The 13,777-nt window shown below is 64.1% G+C and carries 13 protein-coding genes; 4 read left to right on the top strand and 9 right to left on the bottom strand.

Features of this window, described 5'->3' with window-relative positions:
* Positions 1–81: 81 nt before the first annotated feature.
* From mutL to OSJ75_RS13045, 3 genes are all read left to right on the top strand, one after another.
* On the top strand, positions 82–1,938 hold the full coding sequence (mutL, locus tag OSJ75_RS13055; RefSeq protein WP_267228375.1) for a DNA mismatch repair endonuclease MutL: 1,857 nt from the start codon (positions 82–84) through the stop codon (positions 1,936–1,938).
* 78 nt (positions 1,939–2,016) lie between these two features.
* On the top strand, positions 2,017–2,253 hold the full coding sequence (locus OSJ75_RS13050) for a DUF2093 domain-containing protein (protein WP_250015136.1): 237 nt from the start codon (positions 2,017–2,019) through the stop codon (positions 2,251–2,253).
* Positions 2,250–2,684, top strand: coding sequence for a hypothetical protein (locus OSJ75_RS13045; protein WP_267228374.1), 435 nt, complete (start codon positions 2,250–2,252; stop codon positions 2,682–2,684). Before OSJ75_RS13050 ends, OSJ75_RS13045 begins: the two co-directional genes overlap by 4 nt.
* On the opposite strand, the gene lpxK is transcribed toward OSJ75_RS13045, so the two are convergent.
* Genes lpxK through OSJ75_RS13015 form a run of 6 tightly spaced genes read right to left on the bottom strand, consistent with a single transcriptional unit; the run spans position 2,666 to position 8,250 of the window.
* Positions 2,666–3,697: a tetraacyldisaccharide 4'-kinase gene (gene lpxK, locus OSJ75_RS13040; RefSeq protein WP_267228373.1), complete on the bottom strand. Its 1,032-nt coding sequence runs from the start codon at positions 3,695–3,697 to the stop codon at positions 2,666–2,668. The genes OSJ75_RS13045 and lpxK overlap by 19 nt on opposite strands.
* A 15-nt stretch (positions 3,698–3,712) precedes the next feature.
* Positions 3,713–5,035, bottom strand: coding sequence for a lipid IV(A) 3-deoxy-D-manno-octulosonic acid transferase (gene waaA, locus OSJ75_RS13035; protein WP_267228372.1), 1,323 nt, complete (start codon positions 5,033–5,035; stop codon positions 3,713–3,715).
* Positions 5,028–5,804: a lysophospholipid acyltransferase family protein gene (locus OSJ75_RS13030; RefSeq protein ID WP_250015144.1), complete on the bottom strand. Its 777-nt coding sequence runs from the start codon at positions 5,802–5,804 to the stop codon at positions 5,028–5,030. The genes waaA and OSJ75_RS13030 overlap by 8 nt, the downstream gene beginning before the upstream one ends.
* A 21-nt stretch (positions 5,805–5,825) precedes the next feature.
* On the bottom strand, positions 5,826–6,071 hold the full coding sequence (locus tag OSJ75_RS13025; protein WP_250015146.1) for a DUF4170 domain-containing protein: 246 nt from the start codon (positions 6,069–6,071) through the stop codon (positions 5,826–5,828).
* A 39-nt stretch (positions 6,072–6,110) separates the two neighbouring features.
* Positions 6,111–6,920, bottom strand: a complete 810-nt coding sequence (locus OSJ75_RS13020; protein WP_267228371.1) for a 3'(2'),5'-bisphosphate nucleotidase CysQ — start codon at positions 6,918–6,920, stop codon at positions 6,111–6,113.
* On the bottom strand, positions 6,907–8,250 hold the full coding sequence (locus tag OSJ75_RS13015; RefSeq protein WP_267228370.1) for a TldD/PmbA family protein: 1,344 nt from the start codon (positions 8,248–8,250) through the stop codon (positions 6,907–6,909). The genes OSJ75_RS13020 and OSJ75_RS13015 overlap by 14 nt, the downstream gene beginning before the upstream one ends.
* A gap of 153 nt (positions 8,251–8,403) precedes the next feature.
* On the opposite strand from OSJ75_RS13015, the gene OSJ75_RS13010 reads away from it, so the two are divergent.
* Positions 8,404–10,230, top strand: coding sequence for a monovalent cation:proton antiporter-2 (CPA2) family protein (locus tag OSJ75_RS13010; protein WP_250015154.1), 1,827 nt, complete (start codon positions 8,404–8,406; stop codon positions 10,228–10,230).
* Positions 10,231–10,346: 116 nt separating this feature from the next.
* Here OSJ75_RS13010 and OSJ75_RS13005 read toward each other — a convergent pair whose 3' ends face one another.
* The 3 genes from OSJ75_RS13005 to rsmD form a co-directional block, all read right to left on the bottom strand.
* Positions 10,347–11,657 (bottom strand): M16 family metallopeptidase, encoded by a 1,311-nt coding sequence (locus OSJ75_RS13005; RefSeq protein WP_267228369.1) that lies wholly within the window; start codon positions 11,655–11,657, stop codon positions 10,347–10,349.
* Entirely contained in the window at positions 11,654–13,156 is a 1,503-nt protein-coding gene (locus OSJ75_RS13000) for a M16 family metallopeptidase (RefSeq protein WP_267228368.1), read from the bottom strand. Before OSJ75_RS13000 ends, OSJ75_RS13005 begins: the two co-directional genes overlap by 4 nt.
* Before the next feature lie 62 nt (positions 13,157–13,218).
* Positions 13,219–13,773: a 16S rRNA (guanine(966)-N(2))-methyltransferase RsmD gene (gene rsmD, locus OSJ75_RS12995; RefSeq protein ID WP_250015160.1), complete on the bottom strand. Its 555-nt coding sequence runs from the start codon at positions 13,771–13,773 to the stop codon at positions 13,219–13,221.
* Positions 13,774–13,777 lie beyond the last annotated feature (4 nt).

Below are 13,777 nucleotides of genomic sequence, written 5' to 3'. Positions count from 1 at the left end.
AGATCATGAGCATGGCAATATTGTTGGGATGTATGGATGCAACCGATTCCGGCGCGGGAGCGAATCCGCTATAGATCGGCAATGGCCATCAGACAGCTCAAAGAGACCATCATCAACCAGATCGCCGCCGGTGAAGTCATCGAGCGGCCGGCCAGCGTCGTCAAGGAACTCGTCGAAAACGCCATCGACGCCGGTGCGACGCGCATCGACATCGCCACCGCCGGCGGCGGCAAGAACCTCATCCGCATCACCGATGACGGGTCGGGCATCGTTCCGGACGAGCTGGCGCTGGCGGTTTCGCGCCATTGCACGTCCAAGCTGACCGACAATGTCCACGACATCAGGGCGTTGGGATTTCGCGGCGAGGCACTGCCATCCATCGGTTCGATTTCGCGCCTGTCGCTGAAATCCCGCACGCCGGATGCCGATACGGGCTTCGAGATCATGGTCGATGGCGGCCGCATGGCGGGGCCGCGCCCGACGGCCATGAATGGCGGCACCATCGCCGAGGTCCGCGACCTGTTCTTCGCGACGCCGGCGCGGCTCAAATTCATGAAGACCGACCGCGCCGAAGCGGCGGCGATCAGCGATGTCGTCAAGCGGATCGCCATCGCCTTCCCGCATATCCGCTTTTCCATCGCCGGCAGCGACCGCACGCCGCTCGAGCTAGCGGCGGCCGGCAGCGGCGCCGAGGGCGTCATGACCCGCATATCGCAGATTCTGGGACGGGAATTTCGCGACAATGCCCTCGCGATCGATGCGATGCGCGAAGATGTGCGGCTGTCCGGCTTCGTCGGCATCCCGTCTTTCAACCGCGCCAACAGCCTGCATCAGTTCGCCTATGTCAACGGGCGGCCGATCCGCGACAAGCAGGTCTGGGGTGCGATCCGCGCCGCCTATTCGGATGTCATGTCGCGCGACCGCCACCCCGTCGTGGTGCTGTTCATCAATATCGAACCGGAACTGGTCGACGTGAACGTGCATCCGGCCAAGGCCGATGTGCGCTTCCGCGATCCCGGCCTCGTGCGCGGCCTGATCATCGGCGCCATCCGCGATGCGCTCGCCCAGTCGGGCATCCGCGCCGCCACCAGCGGCGCCTCGGCCATGCTGCAATCGTTCAAGCTTGGCGGATCGTCGCCTGCACCCCAGCCGCAACAATTCCGGCAGGGTGGCAGCGCTGCGCGGAATGCGAACTACTCGCTCGAAACCTCCCCCTATCGGCCCATGGCGGAGAGCGCAGCGGCGCCGGAGACATTCGGCCTTGCCGAAAGCGCAGCGGAATTCCTCTATCGGCCGTCCGAGGCGCTGGCAGCGGATATGCGCGCCGGTGCCGGCGAGGCTCCGCCCGAATTGACGACGATGCCGCTCGGTGCTGCGCGGGCGCAGGTGCATGCCAATTATATCGTATCCCAGACGGACGACAGCCTGGTCATCGTCGATCAGCACGCAGCGCATGAGCGGCTCGTCTACGAGGCGCTGAAGAATGCGCTGCATTCGCGGCCGCTGCCGGCGCAGATGCTGCTCATCCCGGAGATCGTGGACCTGCCCGAGGAGGATGCCGGGAGGCTCGTCACCCATGCCGAAGCGCTGGCGCGGTTCGGTCTCGGCATCGAGGCCTTCGGCCCCGGCGCGGTGGCGGTGCGCGAGACGCCGTCGATGCTCGGGGAAGTCGATGTCCAGCGCCTGATCCGCGACCTCGCCGACGAGATCGCCGAACATGATACGTCCGACGGGCTCAAGGCCATTCTCGACCATGTGGCGGCGACGATGGCCTGCCATGGATCGGTGCGCGCCGGCCGGCGATTGAAGCCGGAGGAAATGAACGCGCTGCTGCGGCAGATGGAACAGACGCCCGGTTCCGGTACCTGCAATCACGGCCGCCCGACCTATATCGAGCTGAAACTGACCGACATAGAGCGTCTCTTCGGCCGGCGATGAAGCGGGGCCGGCGGCCCGGACTTGACCGTCCCCCGGCACAGGCCATAAATAACTGGAACTTGAACTGGAACGAATTCGATGAACCGATTTGAAGGCCCCGGCTCGCGCGAAGCCAAGATCCGCTACCTCGACGGCGATTTCCAGGTGCTGTCGCCGGGTGCCTATGTGCTTTGCTCCATCACCGCGGAGAAGATCCCGCTCGACGAGCTGAAATATTGGAGCGTTGCGCGGCAGGAAGCCTATGCCGACGCCCGCATCTCCTTTGAGCGCGAGCTGGAGACCAATCCATCGCTGCGCCAGAGGTCGAAAGGATGATACGCCGCGGCGCCATGCTGGCATTGGTGGGCATCGTCGCCGCCGCCTGTACATCGACGGGACCGGCCGAGCCGCCTTCGTTCAGCGGCCCCGCGAAAACCATCAGCGGCGATCTCGTCGGCCCGCCCTATTCCAGACTGTCGGCAAGCTCGGTGATCTTTATCACGGCCTATGACGTGGCCGGCGGCCTTGCCGATCGGGTGATCGCCAGGACGAGCTTTCGCAAGGGCGTCAGCGGGCATTTTCCCGTGCCCTATGAAATCGCCGTTCCGGCCGGTTCGGGCCGGGTAGCGGTCTATGCCGAAATCCGCGATGGCGGCCGGGTACACTTCACCAATGACCGGCAGTACAGCCAGACATCGGCAAGCCGGCTCGATATTCCCATGCGCGAGAGCCCCTTGCGCTACCGCAGCTATCGCGGCGGATTGTAGGCCCGCGTCTTTGCACGCGCGCACGTTTCGCGGATGATGTTCAGCGGCATCTGCGGCTGGCCGAACGAAAGCTCCACCTCCAGCACCAATATCTCATCTGCCAGCTTCTTCGCGGCCGCCCCGCCGCCGAGCAGCCGCACATGATCCTTGGCCGTGGTGACCAATTGCAAGCCCTTCTCCGCCGCCTCCCGCGTCAGTTCGGCGACATCGTCTTCCGTATAAGGGTGGTGATCGGGGAATGACCGGGTGGCGGCAACCGCCGCGCCGCTGTCGCTGAGCGTCGCATAGAACTTGCCGGGGTCGCCGATGCCGGCGAAGGCAAGGAGCGGCCCTTTCACTCCCGACAGCGCCACCGGCTGCAGGATGGCCTCGTGGATGGGCTTTGCCGCCCGCGCGGCGCGGCGCACCACCATGTCGCCGCCCTCGCCGCGGCCGATCTTCAGAACCGCATCGGTGCGCACCAACTGATCGACGAGCGGCGCCCGCAACGGCCCGGCGGGGAGGACATGGCCATTGCCTATGCCGCGCCCTGCATCGACGACCATCAGCGCATAGTCGAAATGCAGGCGGGCACTCTGGAAGCCGTCATCCATGATGATGAAATCGCACTGCGCCGCCTGCAATTGCTGCGCGCCGGCGAAACGGTCGGCCGAAACGACAACGGGCGCATGCCTGGCGAGGAGCAATGGCTCATCGCCCACCAGATGGGCTGAATCATGATCGGGATCGACCCGGTGCGCGCCCGAATAGGCGCCGCCATAGCCGCGCGAGACGATGCCCGGGCGCAGGCCGGATGCGGCTGCGGCCTTGGCGAAGGCTATCGCAGTGGGGGTCTTGCCCGCGCCGCCGACGGTGAAATTGCCGATGCACAGGACCGGCGCCGAAATCGCTGGCGGATGCGCCCGCCGGATACGGCGTCCGGCAACCGCACCGTAAATGCTGGCAAGGGGGCTGAGGGCAAGAGCGCGCCAGTCCGGCTTTTCCCACCAGAACGGCGGCGCTTCACTGACCATGGCGCCCCGCCTCCATCATTTCCAGGCGCCTTCGCGATTGCCGAGCCGGGCCTGCAGCACCAGCGGCTGGATGAAGGGCTCAAGCGCGGTCATCGTCCGCGCCAGGGCGCCGCGCATATCCTCGACGGTCTTGACGCCGGCCTCGATCATGACGCGGCGCTCGTCGGGATTGTTGAAGAGGTAGTTGACCGCCCCGGCCAGCATGTCGCGGTCGCGCACCAGCTTCGCCGCACCGTTCTTGATGAGGCGCTGGTAGGACTCGCGGAAATTCTGCACGTTCCGGCCCGAAAGGATCGCCGATTGCAGCATGGCCGGCTCCAGCGGGTTCTGCCCGCCCTGCGCCGTGAGGGAGCGGCCGACGAACGAAATCTCGGCCAGCCGAAGGTAAAGACCCATGTCGCCGATCGTATCGCCGAGATAGATGTCCGTATCCGGCCGAATGGCATCTCCCCGGCTGCGCAAGGCGATGTTCAGCCCGAGTTTCTCGATTTCGGCGACGATCTCGGGCGCGCGGTCCGGATGGCGCGGCACCAGTATCGTCAACAGGTCGCGGTGGCGCGCCTTCAGCATCTGGTGCACCTGCGCCACGATCTCCTCCTCGCCCTGATGGGTGGAGATGGCGGCCCAGGTCTTGCGTGGCCCGATCATGTCCCGCAGCGCTTCGAGTTCGGCTTCGTTGACCGGCGGAATGGCCGTGTCGACCTTGAGATTGCCCGAAACTGTGACGGGCCGTGCCCCGAGCGCGCGGAAACGCTCGCCATCCACATCCGACTGGGCAACGACATGCGCCAGGTTCTCGAACAGCGCTTCGGCGATCGAGGCGCGCTTGTGCCACGCCGCAAAGGACTTGTCCGACAGGCGGCCATTGACCAGCACCTGCGGAACACGGCGCTTGCCGAGTTCGAGGATCGTCATCGGCCAGATTTCGGATTCGCAGATGACCGCGAGATCCGGCTGCCAATGGCTGAGGAAGCGGTCCACCGCCGGTTTCAGGTCGAGCGGCACATATTGATGGATGACGCGGTCGCCCAGCCGCTCCTGCACCATTTTCGCCGAGGTTACCGTCGCCGTCGTCAGGACGACATGGATGCCCATGTCGGCGATGGTTTCGACCAGCGGCGTGACCGCCGACGTCTCGCCGACGCTGGCCGCATGCACCCAGACAAGCGGACCCTGCGGACGCGCCACGCTGGCGACGCCATAGCGTTCGCCTTGCCGTCCGCGCTCCTCCTTGCCCTTGCTCGCGCGGAAGGCGATGTAGGGACCGACCACGGGAAATGCGAGCGCACCGGCCCAACGATATGTGCCCAGCGCGATACGTGCCCATCTCTCACTCATGCGCACCATCCACCAGCTCATGGACTCTGGCCGTATTGGCATTCAAACTATTGGTCAATTCGATCCTTTTTGCTTCAAGCACGGCGTCATCGGCATCCTGGGGTACGAAGATCGGATCGCCCACGATCAGGCCTGACTTGCCGAACGGCAATGGAATTGTCGTCTTGTCCCAGCTCTTTTCCAGAACTTTTCGCCGTGACGTCAGATAGCAGATAGGAATGATCGGTCGGCCGGACAATTTAGCCAGCAACACGACGCCGATACCGGAATCGCGCGGCGTCCCATGGGGAATATCGGCGATCATCGCTGCTGTCTTGCCCTCCTTGAGGGCGTTTTTCAAGGCAAGCAGCGCCCGCGCGCCACCCTTCTTCGTCCCGCTGCTCCTGTCCCTGCCGCCCGATCCACGGATGATGTCCACGCCGAACCGTTCGGCAACGCGTGCATTCAGTTCCGCATCCTTGCTACGCGAGAACATGGCGGCGAAGCGCACGCCGTCCGGCATGAGGAAGGGCGCCATCAGGTGCTGGCCGTGCCAGGCGACGGCGATGAAGGGCTCGCCGCCGCGCTTCATGTCATCGAGTTGTGAAGATCCCGGCAATCGCGGATTGGTTGCGTTCACCAGCCGGAAGAACTGGGTGATCAGCCACACGATCATGGTGCGCACCAGCGGCGAGTTGGCAAGCGGGCCGCGTATGGACCGCCAGAACCGCTTGAGCAGTCCCGGCTTCTTGCGCCGCTTGCTGGTCACGACCGCGTCGTTGTCGATCATATGGCTTTCGGGTTTCACGCGTCAGCTCGGCTTGCCCGTTTCCGGGTCGAGCAGCCTGTGCATGTGGACGATGAAATAGCGCATATGGGCATTGTCCACGGTCTGCTGGGCCTTGGCCTTCCAGGCGCGGTGGGCGCTGTCGAAATTGGGATAAATGCCGACGATGTCGAGATCGTCGAGGTCGCGGAACTCCACCTCTCCGAGTTTCTTCAACTCGCCGCCGAAAACCAGATGGAGCAGCTGCTTGGGAGCCGATGTATCACTCATTTTTACCTATCCAAATAGTTGGTGAATTCAGTGCACTTTCTAGCCGAAGGTCGTCGCGGCGGCAACTTTCAACATGTCGTCCATGAACGAGGCGCCGGAAGCGACCAGCGCCCCGTGCCGATAATCGCCACGCTCCGCATCGTGCCGCCCGTAGGTGAGTGCTTCTCCCGCCGCTGTCAAGACGCGCCCGCCCGCCTCCGAAAGTATGAGATCGGCCGCCGCCAGATCCCAGTCATGCGAGTTGGGCCGCACGAAAGTGCCCGCCAGATCGCCCCGCGCCACCATGGCCAGACGATAGGCCAGCGACGCGATATGAGGCGCATGCTCGATGGCGTCCTGGAACTCGCGCGGCAGCTTCTTCAGGTACTGGCCCGGCGCCGCCACGCGAAACGGACGCGTCTGCGGCCGCGAACGGATGATGCCGCCATTGAGGCATGCGCCTTTCCCCGGCAGCGCCGTCATGACTTCCTCCCGCGCCGGGCAGTCGAGCACGCCGGCGACGGGGCGGCCATTTTCGATCACCGCGATACTGATGCACCAGACATTGCCGCCGCCGATGAAATCCCGCGTTCCATCGATGGGATCGACGACGAACAGGCGCTGCCAGGGCGAGGAAGAGCGCTCGTCCACCGTCTCCTCGGAAATCCAGCCATAATCGGGGCGCGCCGCCAGAAGCATGTCCTTCAGGTAGCGGTCTACCGCCAGATCGGCCTCGGTGACCGGCGAGTTGCCGGATTTCAGCCAGGTCTGCGGCGACTGCTGGAAGAACGACATGGCGATGCGGCCGGCGCCCATCGCCGCTTCGCGGATCAGTTCGAGATCCAGTCTGTTTTGTTCACTTTCCGGCAAGTGTCATGCCTTCGATGACGAGTGTCGGGCTGGCGATACCGAAATTGCGGTCGATATCGTTGGCGGCGACGAGGTTGAGGAACATGTCCTTGAGATTGGAGGCGATGGTGACCTCGCTCACCGGATGGGTGATTTCGCCGTTCTCGATCCAGTACCCGGAGGCGCCGCGGCTATATTCGCCGGTCACCATATCGACGCCCTGGCCGAAAAGCTCGGTGCAATAGAAGCCGGTGCCCACGTCCCTGATCAATTCCCCGGGAGATTTCTCCCCGGGCTCGATGGCGAAATTCGTTGCGGACGGTACGACGGAAGAGCCGGAACGGACGCCGCGGCCATTGCCCTGCAGGCCGAGTTCGCGCGCCGTGGAGCCCGAAAGCAGCCAGTGCCGGAGCACACCGTCCTCGACCATCGCCAGCGGGACGCCTTCGACGCCTTCGCCATCGAAGGGCCGGGAGTTCGGCCCCCGGACCCGCAGCGGATCGTCCGTGACATGGATGGAACTGCTCAATATCTGCGTGCCCATGCGGTCTTTCAGGAAGCTGGTCTTGCGCGCGACCGAGCTGCCATTGATGGCGCTGGCGATATGGCTGGCAATGCCGCGGGCGACGCGCGGATCGTAGACGACCGTCACCCTGCCCGTGGCGGCCTGGCGGGCGTTCAGCCTCCTCACGGCCCGCTCGCCGGCGGAACGGCCTATGGCGGCGGGGTCTTCGAGTTCGCCGAAATAGAGGCGCGAGGAGAAGTCGTAGTCGCGCTCCATGCCCGTGCCGCTGCCGGCGATGGCGCTGACGGAACGCGAGAAACGCGAGCCCATATAATGGCCGGAAAAGCCGCCGGAGGTGACGAGGACGAGGCCGCCCATGCCGGCCGAGGCGGAACTGCCGCCCGAATTGGTAACGCCTTCCACCGCGAGCGCTGCCTCTTCGGCCGCGAGCGCGGCCTGCGTCAATTGCGCCGCATCGACCGTGGCCGGATCATAAAGCTCGAGATCGCGATATTGCCGCGCCAGCTCCTCCGCCGCCGCGAGGCCCTCGAAAGCATCTTCCGGGGCGACTTTCGCCATGGCGACGGCGCGCGCGGCCAATGTTTCGGGGTCGGCGCCGCCATTGGCGGAAATGCTGGCGATGCGGCGGCCGACGAAGACGCGCAGCGCAAATTCGTCGCTTTCGGATGCGTCGGTCGATTCGACCTTGCCGAGCCGGACGCTGACGCTCGTCGAGCGCGAACGCACCACCACCGCATCGGCGGCATCGGCGCCGGCGCGCCTTGCAGCTTCGACCAACGCTGTGGCATTGTCTATGAATTCGCGCGAATTGACCGGCTCGACCATTATCATCCCTATGGTTGATTGCATGATAGGATACGAGGACTTATCTGACGAAGATCAGACCACTTCCTCCCCCTATATGGTGCAAATCGGGGTCTATCAAGGCAAACGAGCCCAACGAGCGCCAGAACTTGTCAGATACCGGATTCATATCGGATGCTTTCAGAAAGCGGCAATCTCTATTTCCAGGCCCTGGCCCTTCTGGCCGGCGCGATCATTGCGGCGCCGCTTTTCAAGCGGCTCGGCCTCGGAACCGTGCTGGGCTACCTGGCTGCCGGGCTGCTGATCGGGCCGGTCGCCAATCTGATCACCGATGGTGAACAGGTCCTGCATTTCTCCGAGCTCGGCGTCGTCTTCCTGCTGTTCGTCATCGGGCTAGAACTCAAGCCGTCGCGGCTGTGGACCCTGCGCCACGCGATCTTCGGCCTTGGCGCGGCGCAGGTTCTCGTCACCGGCGCGGCATTGACCGGACTGATCGTCGCGCTGGCGCTGATGAGCTGGCAGGCGGCGGTGATCACCGGCTTCGGCCTCGCCCTGTCTTCCACCGCCTTCGCCATGCAGATCCTGGAGGAGCGCGGCGAAACCACCATGCCCCACGGCCAGGTGTCGTTCGCCATCCTGCTGTTCCAGGATCTGGCGATCGTGCCGCTGCTGGCCATGGTCCCGGTCCTCGCACCCGGCTCGGCGACGCAGCAGGCGGACCCGCTCGGCAATTTTCTCATCGCGGTGATCTGCATCGGCGCGATCATCGCCGTCGGCCGCTACCTGCTCAATCCGCTGTTCCGCTTCATCGCCAATACCGGCGCCCGCGAAGTGATGATCGCGGCCGCGCTCTTCGTCGTGCTCGGCGCCGCGACGCTGATGCAGTTTGCCGGCCTCTCGATGGCCATGGGTGCATTCATCGCCGGCGTGCTGCTTGCCGAATCCTCCTACCGGCACGAACTCGAAGCCGATATCGAGCCGTTTCGCGGCGTCTTCCTCGGCCTGTTCTTCATGGCCGTCGGCCTCTCGCTCGATCTCGGCGTGATCCTGAACAATTGGCTGAGCATCTTTCTCGCCGTGCCGATCTTCATGGCGGTCAAGGCGCTGCTGGTCTATGTCCTCGCCCGCCTCTTCGGCAGCAATCACAATGACGCGATCCGCGTGGCGTTCTTCCTGCCGCAGGGCGGTGAATTTGGTTTCGTGCTGTTTTCCGCCGCCGCCGCGGCCGGGCTGATGGGCGAGGATCTCGCATCCGAACTCGTCGCCATCACCACGCTTTCCATGGCCGTGATGCCGCTATCGGTAGCGCTGGGCAACAGGTTCCTCGTCAACAGGGACAGCGGCGACGAGATCGAAGAGAATTTCGACGGCGCCGGCGCCGATGTGATGATGATCGGCTTCTCGCGCTACGGCCAGATAGCGGCGCAGATCCTGCTGGCAGGCGGATCGGCCGTCACCGTCATCGACGCCTCCGCCGACCGCATCCGCTCTGCCGAGAAATTCGGCTTCCGCATCTATTTCGGCGATGGCACGCGCAAGGAAGTGCTGGAGGCGGCGGGCATAAGGCAGGCGAAGATCGTCGCCGTCTGCACCCACAGGAAGGAGACGACCGACAGGATCGTCGAGCTCATCCAGGCCGAATATCCCGATATCAAGCTCTTCGTGCGCTCGTATGATCGTGTCCACACCTTGAAGCTGCGCAGCCGCGGCGTGCATTATGAACTGCGCGAAACCTTCGAGTCCGGCCTTGTCTTCGGCAGGCGTGCGCTGGAAGAACTGGGCGTGCGGGAAGAGCTCGCCCATGAGATCATGGAGGACATCCGCCGCCGTGACGAGGACCGCCTGCACATACAGGCATCGCAAGGGCTTGCCGCCGGCAATGACCTGCTGCTGACGCGTCCGGTCACGCCCGAGCCCTTGATCAAGCCGCTGCGGGAATCGAAACGCATCGATCTCGCCGAAGGCGCCGCCGCCGAACCGGCGTCGGAGCCAGCCGAATGATCAGGCGCTGACGATCAGGCCCCCGATGATTGGACCCTGGCGGAACGAATCTGACATTCGCATCCCGGTCGACATCAGCCACCATAGCGAATGGCAAATTCAAAGTTGCACCAGGATCAGGTTTGCGGCTGGCCGACGATGAGAATGGCAGGATCGGTCGTGAGCAGCTTGCCCGCCACCGCCTTGACCTCGTCGAGCGTCACCGCATCGATCAATCCGGCGCGCTTGTCGATATAGTCGATGCCGAGTTTCTCGTCCTGCATCATGACCAGCGTATTGGCGACCGCCGACGACGAATCGAGGTTCGTCACCGCGAAGGAGCCGGCGAGGTATTTCTTGGCCTCGGCCAGTTCCTCCGCCGTCGGCCCGTCCTTCGCCATGCGGGCAACCTCATCCTTGATCAGTTGCAGCGTCTCTTCGGCTCGATCGCTGCGTGTAGCAGTCGAGATGATCAATGCTGCCGCATGGTCGCTGGACTGCAGGCCCGAACTGACCGAATAGGCGAGGCCGCGTTTTTCGCGCACCTCATTGGTCAGGCGCGAGGTGAAGGTGCCGCCGCCCAATATGTGGTTCATGATATAGGAGGCGAAGAAATCCGGCGCATCGCGGCGGGTGCCGGGATAGACCAGGGACATGGTGGTCTGCGGCAGGGGATAATCGACGCGCGTCGTCTCGCCGAGCGCAGTCCTGGCGGCATCGACCGGCGCGAGTTCGGCTTTTTCCGGCAGGTCGCCGAACACCTTGTCGAGCAGGACCGATAGTTCTTCCGGGCTGATGGCTCCGACGACGCCGATGACGAGATTGTCGCGCGCGAACATGCGGCGGTGAAGCCCCGAAAGGTCGGCTTTCGAGATGCCGGCGAGACTTTCCGGCGTGCCATAGACCGGCCGGGCATAGGGATGGGCGCCATAGAGCGCCTCGGTGAATTTTCTCTCGGCGATGGTTTCGGGATCGCGCTCGGCGCCCTTGATACCAGCCACGATCTGCTGGCGCATCCGGTCGATCGGCGCCTGGTCGAAGCGCGGCCGCTGAACGGCCATTGCGACCAGATCGGTCACCTGATCGCGCTTCTCCGCCAACATCCTGACCGAGCCCATGAGATTGTCCATGTCGGCCGTGAACCCCATTTCCCCACCGGCTTCGTCCAGCTTCACCTGGAACGTTTCCGAATCGAGATCGCCGGCGCCCTCGTCGAACAGCGAGGTCATGAGGTTTGCGAGACCGGCCTTGCCGGCCGGGTCCTGCGCGGCGCCGCCCTTGAACGCGAACCGCATGGAGATCAACGGGACGAAATCGTCCTGTACGAGCCAGGCGCGAACGCCCCTGGGCGAAACGACTTCCTTGATCTCGACCGCATGGCTGGCGACGATCGTCGCGAACAGGATGAGCAATGCGGCGATGGAACGCTGGAACAGCGGCCTGATCATTGGACGGTTCCTTCTGCTGGCAGGACTTCGGAAGGTCCGGCGCCACCGCCGCCCTGGTCCTTGGCTTTCTTGTCGGGTGCGCCCGCCTCGGGCATGAGATAGGCGGTGACGGACCGGCCATCGACGAGATAGCGGCGGGCAACCTCCTGGATGTCCTCCTTCTTCACCGCCTTGATGCGGTCCGGCCATTCCTGGATGTCCTTGATCGTCTGCCCGACCGATAGCGTCGAGCCATAGATCCTGGCCATGCCCGTCTGGCTGTCGCGGGCGAAGATGATGCTCTTCAGGAAGCGGTTCCGCGCCGCGTCCAGTTCCTCCTGCGTCACGCCGTTCTTGATGATGTTCTCGACCTGCGCGTCGACGCCGCGCTCGACATCTTCGAGCGAGGCCTCGCCCCTCGGCGAGCCATGCAGGGCGAAACTGCCGGAATCGAGGCCGTTGCCATCGAAGAAGGCTCCGGCCGCGGCGGCGACACCCTCGGATACGACCAGCGTCTGGTAGAGCCGGCCGCGCGGCGAGCCTCCGAGTATCTCGCTCAGAAGATCCAGCGCCTCGGCCTCCCCCGGCCTGGCATTGGCGTAGGAAGGCGCGACCCAGCGCTTCTGGAAACTTGGCCGCGATACGCGCGGATCGGCGAGCGAAACGATACGCTTGGTATTCTGTTCCGGCTCCTGCGGCCGTTCGCGCTTGCCGGGTTCGGCCCGGCGCGGCACCTTGCCATAGGTCTTTTCCGCCAGCGTCTTGACAAGGTCCGCCGTCACGTCGCCGGAAATGACGAGCGTCGCATTGTTCGGCGTATAATATTTCTCGTAGAAGGCCAAGGCATCGTCCAGGCCGAGCTTTTCCATCTCGTGCAGCCAGCCGATGACCGGCAGCCGATAGGGGTGGTTCTGGTAGAGGGTGGCGTTGACCTCCTCCGCCAGAAGACCGCTCGGGCTATTGTCGACGCGCGAGCGGCGCTCCTCCAATATGACCTGCCGTTCCGTGGCGACCACTTCGTCGGTCAGCACGAGGTTTTCCATGCGGTCGGCCTCGTAGGTCATCGCCATTTCGAGCGCCTGCGGCGCCAGCTGCTGGTAATAGGCGGTGTAATCATTGGAGGTGAAGGCATTTTCCTGCCCGCCGATCTCCGCCACCTTGCGGCCGAACTCGCCGGCCGGATAGTTCTTCGTCGCCTTGAACATCAGATGTTCGAGAAAATGCGCAATGCCGGATTTCCCCGGCAGTTCGTCGGCGGAACCCACATGATACCAGATCATATGGGTGACGACCGGGGCGCGATGATCCGGGATCACCACGACCTCCAGCCCATTGCCGAGCGTGAAGGAGGTTATCTCATTATTGTCCGCATCGGTCTTGGTCGCAGCCGGCGGCTCGGCCACGGCCTGCGGCGCGGGCGCCGTATCGGCATTGGCGGCCCCGATGGCAACCGGTGCAATGGTGGAGAGAAGCGCGGCAAGGCTGATCGAAACGATGGAACGCAGAAAGCTGGTGGGCATCAAATCAGATCCATTCTGGAAGCGGCATGTAGGGGTGGTCCGGGTGGTCCGGGACCAGCCTATCACGTCAATTTCACAAACCGAATTGTACTATTGGCGTAGACACGCTCCTCGACGACGGCGAAGCGCGGGTCCAGATCAATGATCACCCCGGTCTCCTCTTCCAAGACAAGAAGTGTGTCGGTTTTAAGCCAGCCGCCATCGAGCGCCGATCTGAAGGCCGTTTCACCGAGGCCGCGGCCATAGGGCGGATCGGCGAAAACCAGATCGAACGGCTCTATCGTGCCCGCGGGCCCGAGGCGCGTCGCATCGCGCCGGAATATCTTGGTATTGCCGAGAAGGCCGAGCTCCTCGACATTCGTCCGCACCAGGCCGCGCCCTTCCGCCGATTCCTCGATGAACACGCCGTAGCGGGCGCCGCGCGAAAGAGCCTCCAGCCCCAGCGCACCCGTGCCGGCGAAAAGATCGAGGACCCGCGTCGCCTCGAACTTTTCGGGATAGGCGTGGGTCAGGATGTTGAACAGGCTTTCCCGCGTCCGATCCGTCGTCGGACGAATGGCATTGGTCTGGGGGCTGGCCAGACTGCGCCCACGGAAGGTTCCGCCGACAATACGCATGTCG

Origin of the sequence: Phyllobacterium sp. 0TCS1.6A, from assembly GCF_026420825.1 — a bacterium.
Classification (GTDB): Bacteria; Pseudomonadota; Alphaproteobacteria; order Rhizobiales; family Rhizobiaceae; genus Phyllobacterium.
The sequence above is the reverse complement of the archived record's forward strand: the minus strand, read 5'-3'. Positions and strand labels throughout refer to the sequence as shown.